This window comes from Mammaliicoccus sp. D-M19, from assembly GCF_022386695.1.
Classification (GTDB): Bacteria; Bacillota; Bacilli; order Staphylococcales; family Staphylococcaceae; genus Mammaliicoccus; species Mammaliicoccus sciuri.
The window spans coordinates 37030-54595 of the sequence record NZ_JAJNHW010000002.1 but is presented as its reverse complement, the minus strand read 5'-3'; the positions used below and the strand labels follow the sequence as shown (position 1 = coordinate 54595).

Sequence of the window (17566 nt, the reverse complement as noted above, 5' to 3'; positions counted from 1 at the left end):
GAATTAGAATTTTTTCTTAATTGCTGATACCATTGCTTCTATAAATTTAGGATCAATATTTGGCATTGGTGGTCTGTGATATTTCACGCCTAATTCATCACAAACAACTTTACATTCATAGTCGTTGTCATATAATACTTCTAAATGTTCACATACAAATCCTACTGGTGTATATATAAAGTGTTTATAGCCATGTTCATTGTATAAGTCTCTCGTTAAATCTTGAACATCTGGTCCTAACCAAGGTTCTCCAGTTTGACCTTCTGATTGCCAACCTACTGATACATGTTTGATGTTAGATTCTTCACTTAAAATTTTAGCAGTTTCTTCTAATTGATCAGGATATGGGTCGTTTGCTTTTTTAATTTTTTCAGGCAAACTGTGCGCTGAAACGATTAATACTGTTTCATCATGACTTTCTTCTGGAATCGTTTGTAATGTTTCGTCAATCATGTTTGTCCAGTAAGAAATGAATGCCGGTTCATTATAAAATTGCTCAACGTGATGCATTGAAATACCGTATTTATCAGCTTCTTCTTGAGCACGTTTATTATAACTTCCAACTGAGAAATTAGAATAATGAGGTGCTAATACAATCGTAACCGCTTCTTCAATACCATCATTATGCATTTGTTCTACTGCATCTTCAATAAATGGATGAATATGTTTTAAACCAATGTATAATTTAAATTCAACTTCTTCATATGCTTCATTTAATGCGCCAAGTAAACTTTCTGCTTGTTTCTCTGTTGTACCTGCTAATGGTGAAATACCACCAATCGCTTTATAACGTCCTTTTAAGTCTTCAATTTGCTCATCAGATGGCTTACGACCATGTCTAATGTGTGTGTAATAAGGCACAATGTCACTTTCTTTATAAGGTGTACCATATGCCATAACTAAAAGTCCCACTTTTTTATTCATCTTCTATACTCCCTTTAATATAATTAAGCTGTTTAATAACCTATCTTTGTTGTAATTTATATTTTGCTGAATAATCATGCACAAACTGAGCAACTCTTCTCAATGTATCAGGTTGTACTTCTGGAAAGACACCATGTCCAAGATTAAAGATATAATTATGGTCTACTAAACCTTGATCCAATATTTGAACGAGTCTTTCTTCAATAACTTCCCATGGTGCTAGTAAAATAGCTGGATCTAAGTTTCCTTGTAACGTCTTAGTAATACCTTTTTCCCTAGCTTCTTTGATTTGTAAGCGCCAATCTAGCCCGATTACATCAACCGGTAATTGATTCCATTCTTCTATTAAATGGCTTGCTCCAACACCAAATGTTGTAACAGGTACGTTCTTTTCTTTAATTGCTGCAAAAATTTTATTCATAGATGGTCTAATGAAATAATGATAATCTTCAGCATTTAACGCACCTACCCATGAATCGAATACTTGAATCATCTTACATCCAGCATCAATTTGAGCATGTGTATAGCGAATTGCCATATCAGCTAATGTATCCATTAATTTAAACCAAGCTTCTGGCTGTTTATACATAAACGCTTTAGTCTTATTATAATTTTTAGATGGTCCACCTTCAATCATATAGCTCGCTAATGTGAATGGTGCGCCTGTAAATCCTATTAATGGTACGTTAAGTTGTTCTTCTGTTAAAAGTTTAATCGTATCTAAGACATATTTCACGTCTTCTTCAGGATTAATTTGACCTAATCGATTAATATCAGAAATGTCTTTAATAGGGTTATGTATAACAGGTCCTATTCCAGATTTTATTTCTACATCTACACCAATTCCAGTTAAAGGTGTCATAATATCTTTATATAAAATTGCAGCATCAGTATTATATTGGTCTACTGGTAATTTTGTAACATATGCACAAAGTTCTGGTTGATGTGTAATTTCAAATAGTGAATACTTTTCTTTAATTTTTCTGTATTCAGGCTGTGATCTACCTGCTTGCCTCATAAACCAAACTGGAGTATGAGATGTTTTTTCTCCCTTTGCTGCTTTTAAAATTGTATCGTTAAACGGTACACTCATTTATTTCACCTCATTATAATCATTACAATCTATTTTAACATATTCTATTATAAAGACATCTCTGTGCACAAAAATTCATAAATTATACAAAAGATTTCATGAATTGGTTGATTTTAGCGCTTACATGTTTATAATCTAATTAAAGAGATATAGGAGGTATATCATTATGAAATGTTATATAACAACAGGTACGTATCATTTTCTGCACAATATATTGAAGAAACATCCAAATGAAGATATTCATCATTATACGAGACAAGATACGACAGTACTTATTCATGAAACAAATGGTGATACAGTATTTGCACAACCTAGAGAATATCGAATATTAGAATCAAAAGGTGTTTTTATCAATCATGAATTTATAGCAGCAAGCTACATTCCTGTATCTGATGAAATGCAACATCGATTCGAAAATCATTATGTAGATATCGACAGTCAATTCGATAATTTCGAAGGGTTCGAATCATTTAGATTACTCAAACCTCGAAAAGGCGATACTTATATGATATTAGTTGGTTTCGATTCAAACGAATTATATGAAGATTTCACTAAATCATCTTTCTACGCTGAATATTTCTCTAGAGAGGCTACTCGTAAATTCTCTGGTGCTGAACAATATTCAACAGCAAATTATACAAAGTACTGGTATAGACCTGAAGAAGATGAAGAAACTGAAAACGAACAAGCATAATTATAAAATAAACAAGAAGAAATGACTCTCACTGAGTCATTTCTTCTTGTTTATTTGTTATTAATCTCTAAGTAGCTCTTGATGTTTTTTAATTTTCTTAATGGAAGAATCTATTGTTAACCAACCAACAATGAAGAATAATATAACGAAATAAATAGCTGTAACAAATTTCAATATATATATGATTGATAAAATAATACCTAAAACAATCATGATATTAATTAAAAATTGATGATAGCCTTTAACAACTTGTCCTTCACTAACCGGCCATACTTGAGGCCACAATCCGTATGCTTGTTGTTTATAAAATTGAGATAATTGTAATATCAACAAGTACATGATTAAAGCACCTAATATTGCTGATATAACTGGCTGGTCAATCCACCAAATGAGTACAAGTCCGATAATCAATAATCTTAATACGATAAAGAATGCATCTTTCCCTCTTGCAAAACTTCTAACAAATAAGAATTTATACATATAATCTTGATTAAATTTCTTAGAACTCGGAACTTTTAAGAATACATCTAAATATCTTCTACGAACTGTTCTTTCATTTAATACTTTTACATCTGTAAACATATTAACAAATTTATAATAATTCATCTTATGATTATGTTCGATAGCGATTAATGTTTCCCATTGATAAAAAGTACCTCGATTGATATTTTCTAATAAAATAATTAAAGCAATCAATACGACAATAGATAATAGACCTGATAATGCCCCTACTTTTAAAGTTGTGTAATAACCACTCGCATACACGATAAAGAGTAATACATTAATCCCCCAAATTTCTAATCCATATTTTAACCAGAACCATTTCATAATCAGTCCTAGAATTGGAAAGACGAAACTCAATATCATAACCGTGATATATAAGTAAAATTTACCACCCATTAATTGATAGAATAATGGTAGACCTATCACTAAAATCACGACTGGTAAAAATAGTCGATTAAAATAACTATATGTCAGTGCTTTTCTAATATAGACCGTTAAGTGTTTCTCAAATGGTAATAAATATAACTTATCCGCTTCTCTAAAAAAAGTCCTCATTGGAAATATCGAACAAATAGATAATATAACCGAAAAGATTAGTCGATAGTTAATATTTTGTGGAATGTCTTTTAACCAATTACTATAGCCTAACGCGAATGCGCCAATCATAATGGTTATAAATATCAAGAAATGACCATTAAAAATGAATTTATTGTAATTCATTTTCTCTAATACTTCTTCTCTTTGTCTAACCTTATATAAAGTATTTACATCATTCATACGCTTCACCTTGTGTTAAATGTATATAAATATCATCTAGCGTTGCATTGTTAAGTCCTGTTTTTTCTCTCAGTTCTTCTAAATTGCCCATCGCTACTAAACGACCTTGATGTAATATAATAAATCTGTCGCAATATCTTTCAGCAGTTGCAAGTATATGTGTAGACATTAATACTGAAGATCCTTGATTACGTCTTTCTACTATTAAATCTAACATTGTTTGTATACCTAATGGATCTAACCCTAAGAATGGTTCATCTATAATATATTGGGTCGGTTCAACTAAGAATGCGCAAACAATCATAACTTTTTGTTTCATACCTTTTGAAAAATGTATCGGAAAGACTTTTAATTCATTTTCAAGTCTTAGTCTTTTCAATAGTGGCATTGCCTTTTCAAGTGCAGTGTCTTTATCTATACCATATGCCATAGCAGTCATGTATATATGTTCTTCTAAAGTTAATTCATCATATAAAACTGGACTTTCTGGTATATATGTAAGATTTCTTCTATAAGATTCTATATCTGCTTTAATATCTATATTATTAATGGACATCTCACCTTGTTGTGGTGTTAATAAGCCAAGTATATGTTTAATTGTTGTACTCTTCCCTGCACCATTTAAACCAATAAGTCCTACTACTTCATTTGGTTTACATTCAAATGAGATATCATGGATAACAGCTTTTTTACCGTATCCACCTGTTAAATTATTCACTTTAATTGTCACGTGAACACACCTCCAAAATATATTGTAGCATGTTCTCAATGTTACATTCATTAAATATTATCTTTATCAGTGAGATGATATTACGAGCATGATATAATAAAACTAATATTTACATAGGAGATGATAGTATGTCAGAAACAATATTCAGCAAAATTATCGACGGTGAAATTCCATCATTCAAAGTTTACGAAAATGATTATGTATATGCATTCTTAGATATTTCTCAAGTAAGTAAAGGTCATACATTACTTATACCAAAGAAAGCTTCACCTAATATTTATGAAACAGATCCAGAAACAATGAAACACATAGCTGAAGCTTTACCAATCGTCGCGAATGCCATCAAGAAAGCTTTCAACCCTGATGGTTTAAATATTATTCAAAATAATGGTGAGTATGCTTCACAATCTGTATTCCATATCCACTTCCACTTAATCCCTAGATATAAAGAAGATATCGATGGTTTCGGTTATATTTGGAATACGAATGAAGATCAATTAGATGATGAAAAAAAAGCAGAAATCGCACAAACAATTCAACAGCATTTTTAATACACTGCATGTTTACAAAAATTTAGGGTATATATTTAAATAAGAGATATCAAGGAGGATAATTATGAAATTTTCAAGACTCGCAATTGGTGTTGGTGTAGGATTTGTAACAGGTTTTACAACAGCTATTTTAAATACAGACCGTTCTGGTGATGCTTTGAAGACAGATTTAAAATCAACTGCTGACGGTTCTAAAATTCAATTAAGTGAAATTAAAGACAATGCTATTGAAATAAAAGATTATGTATTAAAGACGAAAGACGAAAGCCAAATTGCCATTCAATCATTAAGTGAAGAAATTAAAACGATGATTAATGAATTTAAAGCTGATATTAACCCCAATATTGAACAAATCCAGAAAAATATTGAAAATATTAGTAATCGTGGCAATGAAATTCAAAAAGAAATTCAAAATACTAAGCTTCCATTTCTAAAAAATTAGAAAACATGTTAAAATTATTATATTATTAAAGTGTTATAACTAAGCATGATACATTAGTATCATGCTTTTATTATACAAAAAAGGGGGATGTAACTATGTCGAATGAATTGGACATGATTGAGAAAATGTTATTTACTCATAAGGTTTCACAGTTATCTAAAGCTTTATGGAAGACAATCGAGAAAGATTGGCAGCAGTGGATTAAGCCTTTCGACTTAAATATTAATGAACATCATATTTTAATTATTATTAGAAGTTTAAATGAAGCTACAATTTCTGAAGTGAGTAAATATGGTGTTATGCATGTATCTACTGTTTTCAATTTCGCTAAAAATTTAGAAAAACGTGGCTATTTAACAATGCCTAAAAGTCAGCACGATAAGCGAACAACTTATTTAGAGTTAACGGATAAAGGTCTTGCAGTGCTAAGAAAGACATATTTAAACTATTCAAATGATACAAACAGATTATATGAAATTGCTGCAGATTATGAAAAGGTTATGTACAATATGCCAGAATTTACAGATGTGAAATATATCGTTGGTCAAATATACGGTAGCGACTTTATTCATCACATTGAACAAAACCATGAACAATTAAGAAAATATCTACTTGACGAACAGTCTGAGGATGATGCATAATATCAAGATAAATCATATCTTAGAAGGTGACATTTCTTATGTTTTTGTGTTCTAAATCAATAAATATACAGTCTCGTTACGGATTACAGAGAATTGTATTAATTAGTGCTTTAGTTTCATTCTTAACATTTATCGTCACTTACGAAATATTCAATTATATACAAACAGAACCTTTAAAGGACGATAAGTTTATACTATTCTTATTCGTCCTTTGCTTAATTTATCCAATTCATAAATTGTTGCATTTGATTGTATTAATGTATTATCGTAAGTCATTTAAAATGAACAAAACAACTAAAGCTAAACGCGCTTTACCTTTATATAATATTAGAGTAGATCAACCAGTTAATAAGATTGTATTTTGTTTTGCACTTATTTGTCCGCTCGTAACGATAACTACCCTATCTATTGCACTCGTAAATATAATTCCACAATATGGACATTACATTTTATTTATAATGTCTATTAATATTGGCATATCAATTATTGACTTACTTTATTTGAAGATTATTTTATTTACAAAAAAAGGTACTTATATTGAAGAAAGAAAAAATGGTATCGAATTGTTAACAAAACGTTCACTGGATACCGAACATTTATAGGTTATTTTTTGTAATTAAAATAGCAAATATGCTATATTTATCATTGTATTCTTACAAAAGGAGTTCTATTTATGAAATCAATTAAAAAAATAGTGTTACCTGTAACACTTTCAGCATCAGTATTAACTTTAGGCGCTTGTGGTAATGGTTCAGATAATTCTGGAGAAACCTTAGTAGAAACTAAAGCCGGAAACGTAACTTCACAAGACGTACTAGACAAAATGGGTAATAACGAAGTCGCACAAAATGCATTTCAAATTGTACTTAACAAAGTCTTAAAAGATAAATACGAAGACAAAGTTGATACGAAGAAATTAGACGAACAAGTTGATAAACAAATCGAGCAATATGGTGGTAAGAAGAAATTTGAAGAAGCACTACAACAAGAAAAACCAGGTGCTACTATTAAAGACTTTAAAGAATCTCAAAAGACTTCTAAATATCAAGAAGAATTTATCAACGATGCCGTAAAAGTTTCTGACAAAGAAATCGATGAAAACACTAAAAAAGGTTCTCATATCTTAATTAAAGTTAAATCAGAAGATTCAGAAGAAGGCTTAAGTGATAAAGCAGCTAAGAAAAAAGCTGAAAAATTACTAGCTCAAATTAAGAAAAATCCAGATGATTTCGAAAAAATCGCTAAGAAAGAATCACAAGATGAAGGTACTAAATCTAAAGGCGGTGCTTTAGGATTTGTATTGAAAGGTCAAATGGATGAATCATTTGAAAAAGCATTATTCAAACTTAAAAAAGATGACGAAATTTCAGATGTTGTTAAATCTCAATATGGTTACCATATTATAAAAGCAGATAAAGGCGAACCATCTAAGAAAGAAAAAGCTAGCCTTAAAGAACAATATCGTCAACTAAAAATCCAAAAAGAACCTAAGATCATCATCAATGCTTACAAAAAATTATTAGATGAATACAAAGTTGATTACAAAGATAAAGATATTAAAAAAGCAATCGAAGATAATATCTTAAACGAAAAAGCATTACAACAACAACAAATGCAAGCAGCACAACAATCATCAGCAAGCTAAAATTAAAAAGCTATGAAGAAACGTTAAATGTTTCTTCATAGCTTTTTTGATTAATCTAAAGTTTCAGGTTTATAAAATTGTCTATTTTCTAAAGCAAAGATGCGCTCTGTAAATTGACCTTTATCTACTTTTTTAAGATGTTTTTCAAACATCATCATTCTTGCATCAATATTATCAATAAAATGAAGAATTTCTGCTTCTTTAACCATAGGTAATTTTGGAGATCCATATTCTAATTTACCATGATGACTTAAAACTAAATGTCTCAATAAGAGGACTTCTTCCCCTTCTATATTGTGCTCTTTTGCAACTTGAGCAATTTCATCACTTACGATTGAAATATGACCTAACAAGTTCCCTTCAACTGTGTATGATGTTGCGACTGGTCCTGATAACTCTTTTACTTTACCTAAGTCATGTAGAATAATACCACTATATAATAAGCTTCTATTTAAAATTGGATAAATATCACACAATGCTTTCGCTTGTCTTAACATTGTAACAACATGATAGCTTAAGCCAGAAACAAAATTATGATGATGTGAACTAGCTGCTGGGAATGTAAAATACTCTTTTTGATACTTTTTCAGTAATATACGTGTAATTCTTTGTAATTTAGCATTTTCAATATCTAGTATATACGTCATAATTTCTTCTGACATATCGTCTATTGATAATGGCGCCGCTTCTAGAAAGTTTTCCAACTTCACATTATCTTCATCTACAGCCACTCTAAATTGATTAACTTTCATTTGTTTTCTTCCGCGATAATCAATAACGTCACCTTTCACACGAATAATCGTTTCAGGTACGAGTAATTGAATATCCTCATTTGTTACCGTCCATACTTTTGCTTCTATATCACCACTTTTATCTTTAAGATAAAGTGTCATATATGGTTTACCTTGAGCTGTAACACCTTGAGTTGCTCTATGAATCAAAAAGTAATGATCTACTGAGTCTCCTGGTTTTAATGTCTCTATAGTTCTCATTTGCTCTTAGCTCCTTCTATTTTTGTCAGCGTAATTGTTTGTTTCTGAGGTACATTTTGATCTTTATTACAAGTGAAATAAAGTATTTGAATATCATCTTTCATACTCATTAAATATTTAATCATAATTTCTTTACGATGTTTATCAAAATGCACAAATGCATCATCAACGATAATTGGGAATGGATAATATTTTTGTAAAGATTTAATTAAACTAAATCTTAACGCGATATATAATAATTCTTTCGTTGACTGACTTAATTCAGTAGGATGGAATATTTGTCCATTTTCATGTCTAACTTGTACATTTTGTTCTTCATAAATAACTTGATTATATCTGCCTTCTGTTAATGCTTTTAAGATATCTGTAGCATCTTTCACAACATATGGTAGTCGTTTATCTTTAATTTGTTTAATATGTGCTTCAACTAAGTTTTGTAAATAACTTAATGCTGCCCAATCATTTGCAGTTTCATTCACTTTATCTTTAAGTAAATGGTATTCATGTCTTAAAGCTGAAAGTGTTTCATCCGTTTCCATATGATTGATTTGAGCATTTAAATCACTTAATTCTGCTTGAACATTTAAATAGCGATCATTATATTCATCAACTTGACCTTCTAACTGAGTACGTTCATTTTCTAGGTCTGTTTTTGTCATATAACTTAGTTGTGTATTTTTATCGTAATCGTAATTTTGATTGTTCAATAAATCTGTTAAATAATTAAATCGTTTTAAATCTTCGTGATAAGACACAAAGGCTTTATGATGACGATAATAAGCTTCTTCATTATCTACACTAATGAAGTCAAATAAAGATTGAATCACATTGTTATTTTCTTCTAAACGTGCATTCAATGCATTTATTTCATTTGTTAATAATGCTTGTTGGTCGTTATTGCGTGATTGAATATTAAATTCTTTTTGATGTTCGTCTAAAGCTTGTTTGACATCATGAAATAGTGAAATCTCTTGATAATGTAATCCTGCATGACTCACAATGCTATCAGCTTCTCTATAAAATGCTTCTAAAGCCGCTTGTTTCTCGTCTCTTATTTTAGTAATGCGTGTGATTTCTAATCTATTTTGTTTAATTTTTCTAATTGTCGACAATGCATCATTTAATAATTGAGAAGAAATTTGATTAGAAACATGTAAACTCACTTTAGTTTCTTTAAGTGCTCTTTCTTTGTTCTCAATAATTTCTTCTACTTGTTCAAGTTCTTTATTTAATTCAGTTTGCTTAGTAGATAAAATCTCTTGAGACTGATAATAACTTTCTAATTCTTGTCTAATTTTCGTTTGTTCATCAAGATTAAAGTCTAAATCATAAAATTGCTTTAAGTGTTGTACTTTTTCTTCTAGTTCATCAATTTCCTTAGAAAATGCTTGATCATGGTTTAATTCTTTAGATTTAATCATAAAGGCTAATCCTACTAATACGACACCTACAACTACGAATATAGCACTAAATACGATTTGTGATGCGATAAACGCATAAATTGCAATTGCGATTAATAATATGCCACCAATTCCAGAAGCAAGTCTATATTGTTTACTTCTCTTTTCACTTTCTTCTTTTTGCTTATTAAAGCTTTCTTCCATTTTTTTGTATAGCGATTTCTTTTCACCGAGCTCTAGCGCTTTTTGGTTATATACTTTCTTTTGTTCATAATTCTCATCAGATACGAGATTATTATGCAATTTATCAACATTATTAGTATAACGCTCTTGTTCTATAGATAATTGATTGAGCGAACGTTTAATTTGCTCTCGTTCTGCAACGTTTTCTTCTCTAATGCGATTGACTTCAGCTATATGTGTCTTCATCGCATCAGACGTATCTACATCTAAAAATTCTTCATTCCAGCCGATATCTTGTCTAAGTAATTCATTATCACGTTCAGCATTATCGATTTGCTGGTTTAATTGTTTTAATTCTTGATGTTTTTCTTTAATATCTGATTCTCTTTGTCTAATACTATTGAGCGCTTTTTCATCTCGTTCGGACATGACTTTTACATTTTCTAAAGTATGTACGACTTGTCCAAGCTTTTCATTTCTTAACGTTAAATCGCGTTTAATACTTTCAATTGAACGTACAGCTGATTCATAACGCTCTATCCCTTGTTCAGGGAATTCATATGGTTCTATATTTAAATTTCCTTCTAATTTCTTCCATTCAACCACTTCATTATGTAGTGAAATTTCTTTTTCTTTATTTGTTAACCTGTCAGTAAGTTTGCCAAGATTCTCTTTTAATTGATTTAATCTTCGAGATGTTTTATCACTTTCATCTTGAAGTCTTTCATATTCTGATAGTTTCTTTTCTTCGTTTTTAATCTTAATTTCTAAATCATTCAACTGCTCTAATTGAACATTTAGCACTGGATTTTTACCATTTTTCTTATATAATGCATCTTTCTCAACTTGCATTAAATCGCTCATACCTGTGAACTCAGTTGAACCTAGTGCACCTGCTTGAAGTAAATACATTTGAAGCTGGTCTTCAGTTAAGTTCTTATGAATATCTTGTAAACCTAATACATTAAAAGAGAAAATACCTTGATAAGTTCGCTTATTAATGAAATTTAACTTTTGTTTCAGCCATTCTTCATCTTTAACTTTACCATTAGAAAGATATACTTTAACATCACCTGTTACACGACCTTTAACTCGTTCTACTTCAACAATTTGACCATCGAAGTCTAACACTAACTTACCGCCGTATTGGTTCCCTAGTCTTGGTTCTAATCTTGGTTCATTTTCTTTTTTAGTTGGAAAGCCAAATAATATAGAATGAATAAACGCTTGTATCGTTGATTTGCCCGCTTCATTCTCTCCATATATTTGCATAAAACTTTGATCAAATTTTATTGTTCTAGACATGAGTTGGCCATAGCCATAAATTTCTAAAGATTTAATTTTCATCGCTTTAACCTCTCATTCTTCTTTTTAAAATTGCTTCCCCACGCTCAATAAGTGCTTGTTTATCAACATCACTAAATGGCTCTAAAAATCTATTTGCTTTTGGATTCATATACAAATCACTGAGGGCTTCTTCAAGAATGTTCTCATCTTGTAAAATATCATCATTGAACTCATTCGCTAATGCTACTTCTGAATCTTGATCAAAAAAGACATTCAACTGTTCAACAAAGATAAAGTTTGTTTGATTCTCTTCATACTCTTGAATCAATTGTATAACTTGGTTAATTTCATCTTGCTTTAAAATCTCATCATGTTTGACATAAACGTCTAATTGATAAAAAGCCTTACCTTCTGTTCTCACACTATCTTTGAATTTTTGTATCGCTTCGTATAATGCGTGTTTACCTTTAGCTTGTGTTTCAATGACTGCTTTTTCAAACCTAATATATTGAGTTGGTTTGAATGATGCTTGTAATTTAGACTCATCGCCTTCAACGAGTAAATAACCCTTTTCACCTTTTTCTTTAAAATGACGGGCTTGTATATTACCAGGATAATGGACTTGAGATAATTCACTAATCATTGCTCTTTCGTGAATATGCCCCAATGCCCAGTAATGATATAATTTGCTATTTAAATCTTCAATATTGAATTCAGTATATCTTTGCTTCACACCTGAAGCTTGTGAATATGTACCATGTAAAACACCAATATGTATTCCTTTGTTACCTGTAGATTCAGGATATTCATCAATTTTATTCTCATAACTTTGATCTTTTTGATAACTAAAACCATGTAAATAAACAACTTGCCCATTTTTCGTAATAAGTTGATAAGTAGAAACTTTATCAGAGAAGACTGTAACATTCTCTGGCCAAACAGTATGGACACCCACAGATAAAGGATCGTGGTTACCATGTATGATATAAACAAAAATTTGTTCATCTTGTAATCTAAGAAATTGCTCTCTTAAAAACACTTCTGCACGCAAAGTTCTATTATTTTGATCAAATAAATCCCCTGCAATTACGATGAAGTCAACTTGCTCTTTAATTGCGTCGTCAACAATTTTTCTAAAACTATTATATGCACTTTGCTTTACATCGCTTAAAATAGAAGGGCTTAAATAATGTCTAGACTTAAATGGACTATCAAGGTGTAAATCCGCACAATGTATAAATTTAATCATATACCTAACCTCTTTCAATATTAGCTCATTTCTTAATTATTATATTCAAGCTCAACCAATAGAATAATCAGATTTATAAAGATTTTTAATGCTTTAATTTTACCATATTCCGCGCGTATACGATACATCGCACATATAAGAATGAACAACAAAAAAGTGACATATGAATTATTACTATGGAAGATTGTAATGGATATGTTATGAACACTTCTGGCTAAACTTGTTCGTAACGAGGGCGTTAATTACAAAACTCAGCTGAAGTGTTACTATGGACCTCCTTAGTTACAAATCTCAGTCGAAGTGTTACTATAGACCACCTTAATTACAAAACTCTGCCGAAGTGTTACTATGGACCACCTTAATTACAAAACTCTGCCGAAGTGTTACTATGGACCACCTTAATTACAAAACTCAGCTGAAGTGTTACTATGGACCACCTTAATTACAAAACTCTGCCGAAGTGTTACTATAACCCCCCTTAATTACAAAACTCAGCCGAAGTGTTACTATAGACCACCTTAATTACAAATCTCAGCCGAAGTGTTACTATAGACCACCTTAATTACAAATCTCAGCCGAAGTGTTACTAACGCACTCACTATTTGCAGTTCTCATCAAAACTGCTAATAACAACACCAGTATTTGCACCTTCAGCCAAAACTGCTAATAACAGCCTACTCTCATCAACATTCCCCACTCTATATAATCTGTCATAAAAATTCCCACAAAAAAGCCGACAAAGTCTAATGACTTTGTCGACTCATAAAAGTTAATTAATTAACCTTCTTGGTTTTCTTCAAGGCTACCATAGATATCTTCTAATGGTTTCATGATAACACGGTTTAAATCTTGAATTAATTGACTCATTGCTTGTTCAGCTTGCATTAATTCAGCGATTGTTTCGTTTTGTTCAATTTCTTGAGCAGATTTTTGAGCTCTAGCGATATCTACTTCTGAAATTTCTTCGCCTTGCATTTGTTTAGTTTGTAATTCTAATTGAATTTCACGGAATTCATCGAATAATTTTTTTGTTTCTGGGTTTGCATTAACTTTTTCATATTGTTCTTTAATTTTGTTATATTCTTCACTTGCACGTAAAGTTTGTTCTAGTTCATTCGCTTTGTCGTAAATGTTTACTTCTGCCATAATTAATTCGCTCCTATAATAAATAAATGTATTAGAAAATCAATTCCAATAATACTGTATCATAATTCTAGGTCTTATACAAAAATAGCGATTATTCCTTGTAATAATCCAATAATTCCACCTAATACAAAGCCTAATAATGTAATTAATTTTAATTCTTTATTAGAGATTTCTATGACTAATTTTTCTAAATAAGATAATTCAAATCGGTCAATTTGATCTTTAATCAATTCAGCTAATTTCATTCTTTCCAAAATTAAGCTAATATTATCACCGACTTTACCAATCATATAGTCAATAAATCTTTCTGTTCCTCTTCCTTCCATATATACAAATAAATTTGGAACGAGTTCATCTAAAGGTGTATTTAAATATTTATTAACATTAATAGATTCTGTAATCTCAGTTGCGAATAATGTTTTGGCTTTTTCTTTTCTTTCATCTGTTAATACTTCTTGTAAAGGTTTAGCCATCCATTTGTCGTATTGATTATGCACTTGTAGATCAATCATATTTTTGATTTTTTCTTGTTTAATGACATTTCTTAGTTCTTTTTTAACTCTATATACGATATCTTCAGTTGTCATAAACATTTGAATCATGCCGACCATTCTACCTTTTTGTTCAAAAAATTCTTCAACCATCGAATGAATATCTTGTTCTCCTTTTTCAGAAACTAAATATTCATCAATCTTTGTTAAAATTTCTGGTGTTACACGATTAAGTTGAATATTTAATTGCTCAAGTATTTCTTCTGGAATAAGTGATTTAATGTCTTCATTTTTATGAGATGTATAATATTGATCAATCTTTTCTTTAATAGTAGATTTAATCGTTTCATTTAATTTCTCTTCAAGTGGATAATCAATTCGATCCACAAAGTTTTGAATGGTATATTTTTTCTCTTTCAAAGTATTAAATTGGACTTTAATCGTATCTTCAAGCACTTTCTTCGTACTTGGATTCACAAGTTTTTCTTTAAATACTTCAGGTGTTAAGAGATGTTTAGTAACCATCTCACCTACTTTTTCTGATAATTCATTTCTTCTTTTTGGTATTAAGCCTGGTGTGAACGGTAATTTATATCCAAACCATCTAATTTCATGGTATGGATGAAATAACATTTTAATTGCAATAAAGTTTGTAAATCCACCTATTAACGCACCAATTACCATCATGCTAAATACGGTTATAATTGTTGACATGGAAATTCTCCTTCTAAAAAAGCTACTTCTTTAGAATAATCCAAGAAGTAGCTTTTAACAAATATTATACAAATTTTAAACAAATAATGATTGCGTTTTACGTAAGAAATAAGTTTCTGCTTCACGTTTTTTCGCAGTACCGAAGATTGGTTGACGTTCTTCGTTTAAGACTCTATAAAGATCTGATTTTTTATTAGATTGTAAAATATAGCCAGATTTAGCATCAAGTGTTACCCAGTAAATATCGCTAGTATTGTCATGGTTTGGATATGCACAATGATGACGAGATATGATTTGAATAACTTCTAATGGGTCACAACCAAAAGTAGTATTTAAAACATCTGAATCTCTGAATAATGCACAAATTGATACACATGTCGTCCAGTTAGGTAATACTCTCTCTTTTTCAATTTGCACTAAAGTTTTCTTAGATAATCCTACTGTATTCGCCATAGTATCTTGAGTGTATCCAGCCTCAATACGAACCATTTTGAATTTTGTTTGGATTATTGTTGTAAATGTTTGTTTATCCATCTATATCTACCTTTCTTTTTAATATTTATATTAATTGATTTAATATGTTGCAAAAATACACGATTTTTTCAAGCACAAGTAACATCATAATACATTTTTAACCAAATTAAAAGAGGTAAATTGAATTTAATATCAATTTACCCCTTTAATACACTAAATTATTTATTCTTTTACAAATTTTGACTTTTCTCTTTCAGATAAAATTAGTGCACATGCAGCATCTCCAGTAATATTTACAGAAGTTCTTGTCATATCTAACAATCTATCTATACCTAAAATAATACCTATTGCTGCGGGGTCTAATCCGACAGAAGTCAGTACCATTGCTAACATTACAAGGCCAACACCAGGAACACCTGCAGTACCAATTGAAGCAATAACGGCAACAACAACAACAGTTACCATTTGCATAATTGATAAATCGACACCTGATACTTGAGCTATAAATATCGTTGCGACACCTTGCATAATAGCTGTTCCATCCATATTTATCGTAGCACCTAAAGGCTGTACGAATGAACTAATTTCTTTTCTCACACCCATTTCTTTAGTACATTCTAGTGAAATCGGTAATGTTGCGTTTGAACTTGATGAACTAAAGCCAACTGTCATAGCTGGGAAGAATTTTTTGAAGAACCAGAAAGGATTCTTACCTGCTAATAATTTAACTGCTCCACCATAGATCACAAAGAAGTGCACTGCTAACGCTAATAATACAACAAAGAAGTACATTCCAAGTTGTTTAATTGCGCCAAATCCTGCGTTTGTAAAAGCTGTTGCAACTAGTCCAAATGTACCAATTGGTGCGAAGTAATTCATAATCATAGTAACGATATACATGAGTATATCATTGGTCTGCTCGAAGACTTTTTTCACCGCTTCAACCTTACTACCAAGTGCAATCATTCCTACACCAATAAAGATTGCAAATGTAATAATTGGTAACATATCTTGTTCCACCATAGATTTCATTGGATTTTGAGGGAACAAATTAATCAATGTTTGATCAAATGTCTGATTTTCTGGTGCAGCTTGATCTGATGATTTAGCTTTTTGTTCAGCACCATATTTTTTAACATCATCACTATTTAATAAATCTGATTGACCAACACCTGGTTTAAATACTAAAGCTAATAACATTGCGATAATAATCGCAATTGCCGTAGTACATAAGAAGAATGTAACGGTTTTCAATCCTATACCACCTAGTAATTTTGGATCACCTACGCCAATAACCCCTAATACAATTGAAACAAATACGACTGGTACTACAAGCATGAAAATGAGGTTTAGGAATATTTGACCAATTACATTAAATACATATTGATTTGTACCTTGAACGAAACCCGTTCCGGCAAACATATTAAAAATCGATCCAACTGTTATACCTAATACTAAAGCGATAACAATTTTTAAAGTTAAGTTTTTCCTGACTTTCATATTAAACTACCCCCTATAAAGTATGTAAAATCATTTCTCCCATGTAACATATTATACTTTAAGGGCTTTCATTTTGTAAATTTATTTTTGTAATTTTACATAAAAACGAGTAAGTATTGAATATGACAA

At 30.5% G+C, this 17566-nt stretch carries 17 protein-coding genes; 6 read left to right on the top strand and 11 right to left on the bottom strand.

Features of this window, described 5'->3' with window-relative positions; translation table 11 throughout:
- Nucleotides 1-3 precede the first annotated feature (3 nt).
- Nucleotides 4-924: a ferrochelatase gene (gene hemH, locus LQ675_RS05725; protein WP_075578056.1), complete on the bottom strand. Its 921-nt coding sequence runs from the start codon at nt 922-924 to the stop codon at nt 4-6.
- A 40-nt stretch (nt 925-964) separates the two neighbouring features.
- Complete coding sequence (hemE, locus tag LQ675_RS05720) at nt 965-2017, bottom strand: uroporphyrinogen decarboxylase (RefSeq protein WP_048539854.1); 1053 nt, start codon at nt 2015-2017, stop codon at nt 965-967.
- A 166-nt stretch (nt 2018-2183) separates the two neighbouring features.
- Here hemE and LQ675_RS05715 point away from each other — a divergent pair, with 166 nt between their 5' ends.
- Nucleotides 2184-2711, top strand: coding sequence for an antibiotic biosynthesis monooxygenase family protein (locus tag LQ675_RS05715; protein ID WP_239727093.1), 528 nt, complete (start codon nt 2184-2186; stop codon nt 2709-2711).
- Between the two features lie 60 nt (nt 2712-2771).
- Here the strand turns inward: LQ675_RS05715 and ecsB are convergent, their stop codons facing one another.
- Together ecsB and LQ675_RS05705 are read right to left on the bottom strand one after the other, a co-directional pair.
- Nucleotides 2772-3992, bottom strand: a complete 1221-nt coding sequence (ecsB, locus tag LQ675_RS05710) for an ABC transporter permease EcsB (RefSeq protein ID WP_048539852.1) — start codon at nt 3990-3992, stop codon at nt 2772-2774.
- On the bottom strand, nt 3985-4722 hold the full coding sequence (locus LQ675_RS05705) for an ABC transporter ATP-binding protein (RefSeq protein WP_048539851.1): 738 nt from the start codon (nt 4720-4722) through the stop codon (nt 3985-3987). Before LQ675_RS05705 ends, ecsB begins: the two co-directional genes overlap by 8 nt.
- Before the next feature lie 128 nt (nt 4723-4850).
- On the opposite strand from LQ675_RS05705, the gene LQ675_RS05700 reads away from it, so the two are divergent.
- The 5 genes from LQ675_RS05700 to LQ675_RS05680 all read left to right on the top strand — a co-directional run bounded on the left by LQ675_RS05700 (nt 4851) and on the right by LQ675_RS05680 (nt 8001).
- Nucleotides 4851-5273: an HIT family protein gene (locus tag LQ675_RS05700; RefSeq protein ID WP_025904819.1), complete on the top strand. Its 423-nt coding sequence runs from the start codon at nt 4851-4853 to the stop codon at nt 5271-5273.
- Between the two features lie 64 nt (nt 5274-5337).
- Nucleotides 5338-5715, top strand: coding sequence for a YtxH domain-containing protein (locus LQ675_RS05695; protein WP_025904818.1), 378 nt, complete (start codon nt 5338-5340; stop codon nt 5713-5715).
- 95 nt (nt 5716-5810) lie between these two features.
- Complete coding sequence (locus LQ675_RS05690) at nt 5811-6356, top strand: HTH-type transcriptional regulator Hpr (protein ID WP_025904817.1); 546 nt, start codon at nt 5811-5813, stop codon at nt 6354-6356.
- A 38-nt stretch (nt 6357-6394) separates the two neighbouring features.
- Nucleotides 6395-6958 carry a DUF3267 domain-containing protein gene (locus LQ675_RS05685; RefSeq protein WP_107602263.1) on the top strand — a complete coding sequence of 188 codons (564 nt, stop codon included), beginning with the start codon at nt 6395-6397 and terminating at the stop codon, nt 6956-6958.
- 71 nt (nt 6959-7029) lie between these two features.
- Complete coding sequence (locus tag LQ675_RS05680; RefSeq protein ID WP_048539850.1) at nt 7030-8001, top strand: peptidylprolyl isomerase; 972 nt, start codon at nt 7030-7032, stop codon at nt 7999-8001.
- Between the two features lie 50 nt (nt 8002-8051).
- Here the strand turns inward: LQ675_RS05680 and yhaM are convergent, their stop codons facing one another.
- The 7 genes from yhaM to LQ675_RS05645 all read right to left on the bottom strand — a co-directional run bounded on the left by yhaM (nt 8052) and on the right by LQ675_RS05645 (nt 17437).
- A complete protein-coding gene (yhaM, locus tag LQ675_RS05675; RefSeq protein WP_025904814.1) occupies nt 8052-8993 on the bottom strand; it encodes a 3'-5' exoribonuclease YhaM in 942 nt (313 codons plus the stop codon).
- Entirely contained in the window at nt 8990-11923 is a 2934-nt protein-coding gene (locus LQ675_RS05670) for an ATP-binding protein (RefSeq protein WP_048539849.1), read from the bottom strand. Before LQ675_RS05670 ends, yhaM begins: the two co-directional genes overlap by 4 nt.
- Nucleotides 11924-11927: 4 nt before the next feature.
- The gene (locus LQ675_RS05665) at nt 11928-13112 is read right to left on the bottom strand and encodes a metallophosphoesterase family protein (RefSeq protein WP_025904812.1); all 1185 of its coding nucleotides are present in this window, start codon (nt 13110-13112) and stop codon (nt 11928-11930) included.
- A gap of 777 nt (nt 13113-13889) precedes the next feature.
- The gene (locus LQ675_RS05660) at nt 13890-14258 is read right to left on the bottom strand and encodes a YlbF/YmcA family competence regulator (RefSeq protein ID WP_048539848.1); all 369 of its coding nucleotides are present in this window, start codon (nt 14256-14258) and stop codon (nt 13890-13892) included.
- Between the two features lie 74 nt (nt 14259-14332).
- Nucleotides 14333-15463 (bottom strand): DUF445 domain-containing protein, encoded by a 1131-nt coding sequence (locus tag LQ675_RS05655; RefSeq protein WP_048539847.1) that lies wholly within the window; start codon nt 15461-15463, stop codon nt 14333-14335.
- A gap of 75 nt (nt 15464-15538) precedes the next feature.
- Entirely contained in the window at nt 15539-15997 is a 459-nt protein-coding gene (gene xdrA, locus LQ675_RS05650; protein ID WP_025904809.1) for an XRE family transcriptional regulator XdrA, read from the bottom strand.
- 162 nt (nt 15998-16159) lie between these two features.
- The gene (locus LQ675_RS05645) at nt 16160-17437 is read right to left on the bottom strand and encodes a dicarboxylate/amino acid:cation symporter (protein WP_048539846.1); all 1278 of its coding nucleotides are present in this window, start codon (nt 17435-17437) and stop codon (nt 16160-16162) included.
- Nucleotides 17438-17566: the final 129 nt, after the last annotated feature.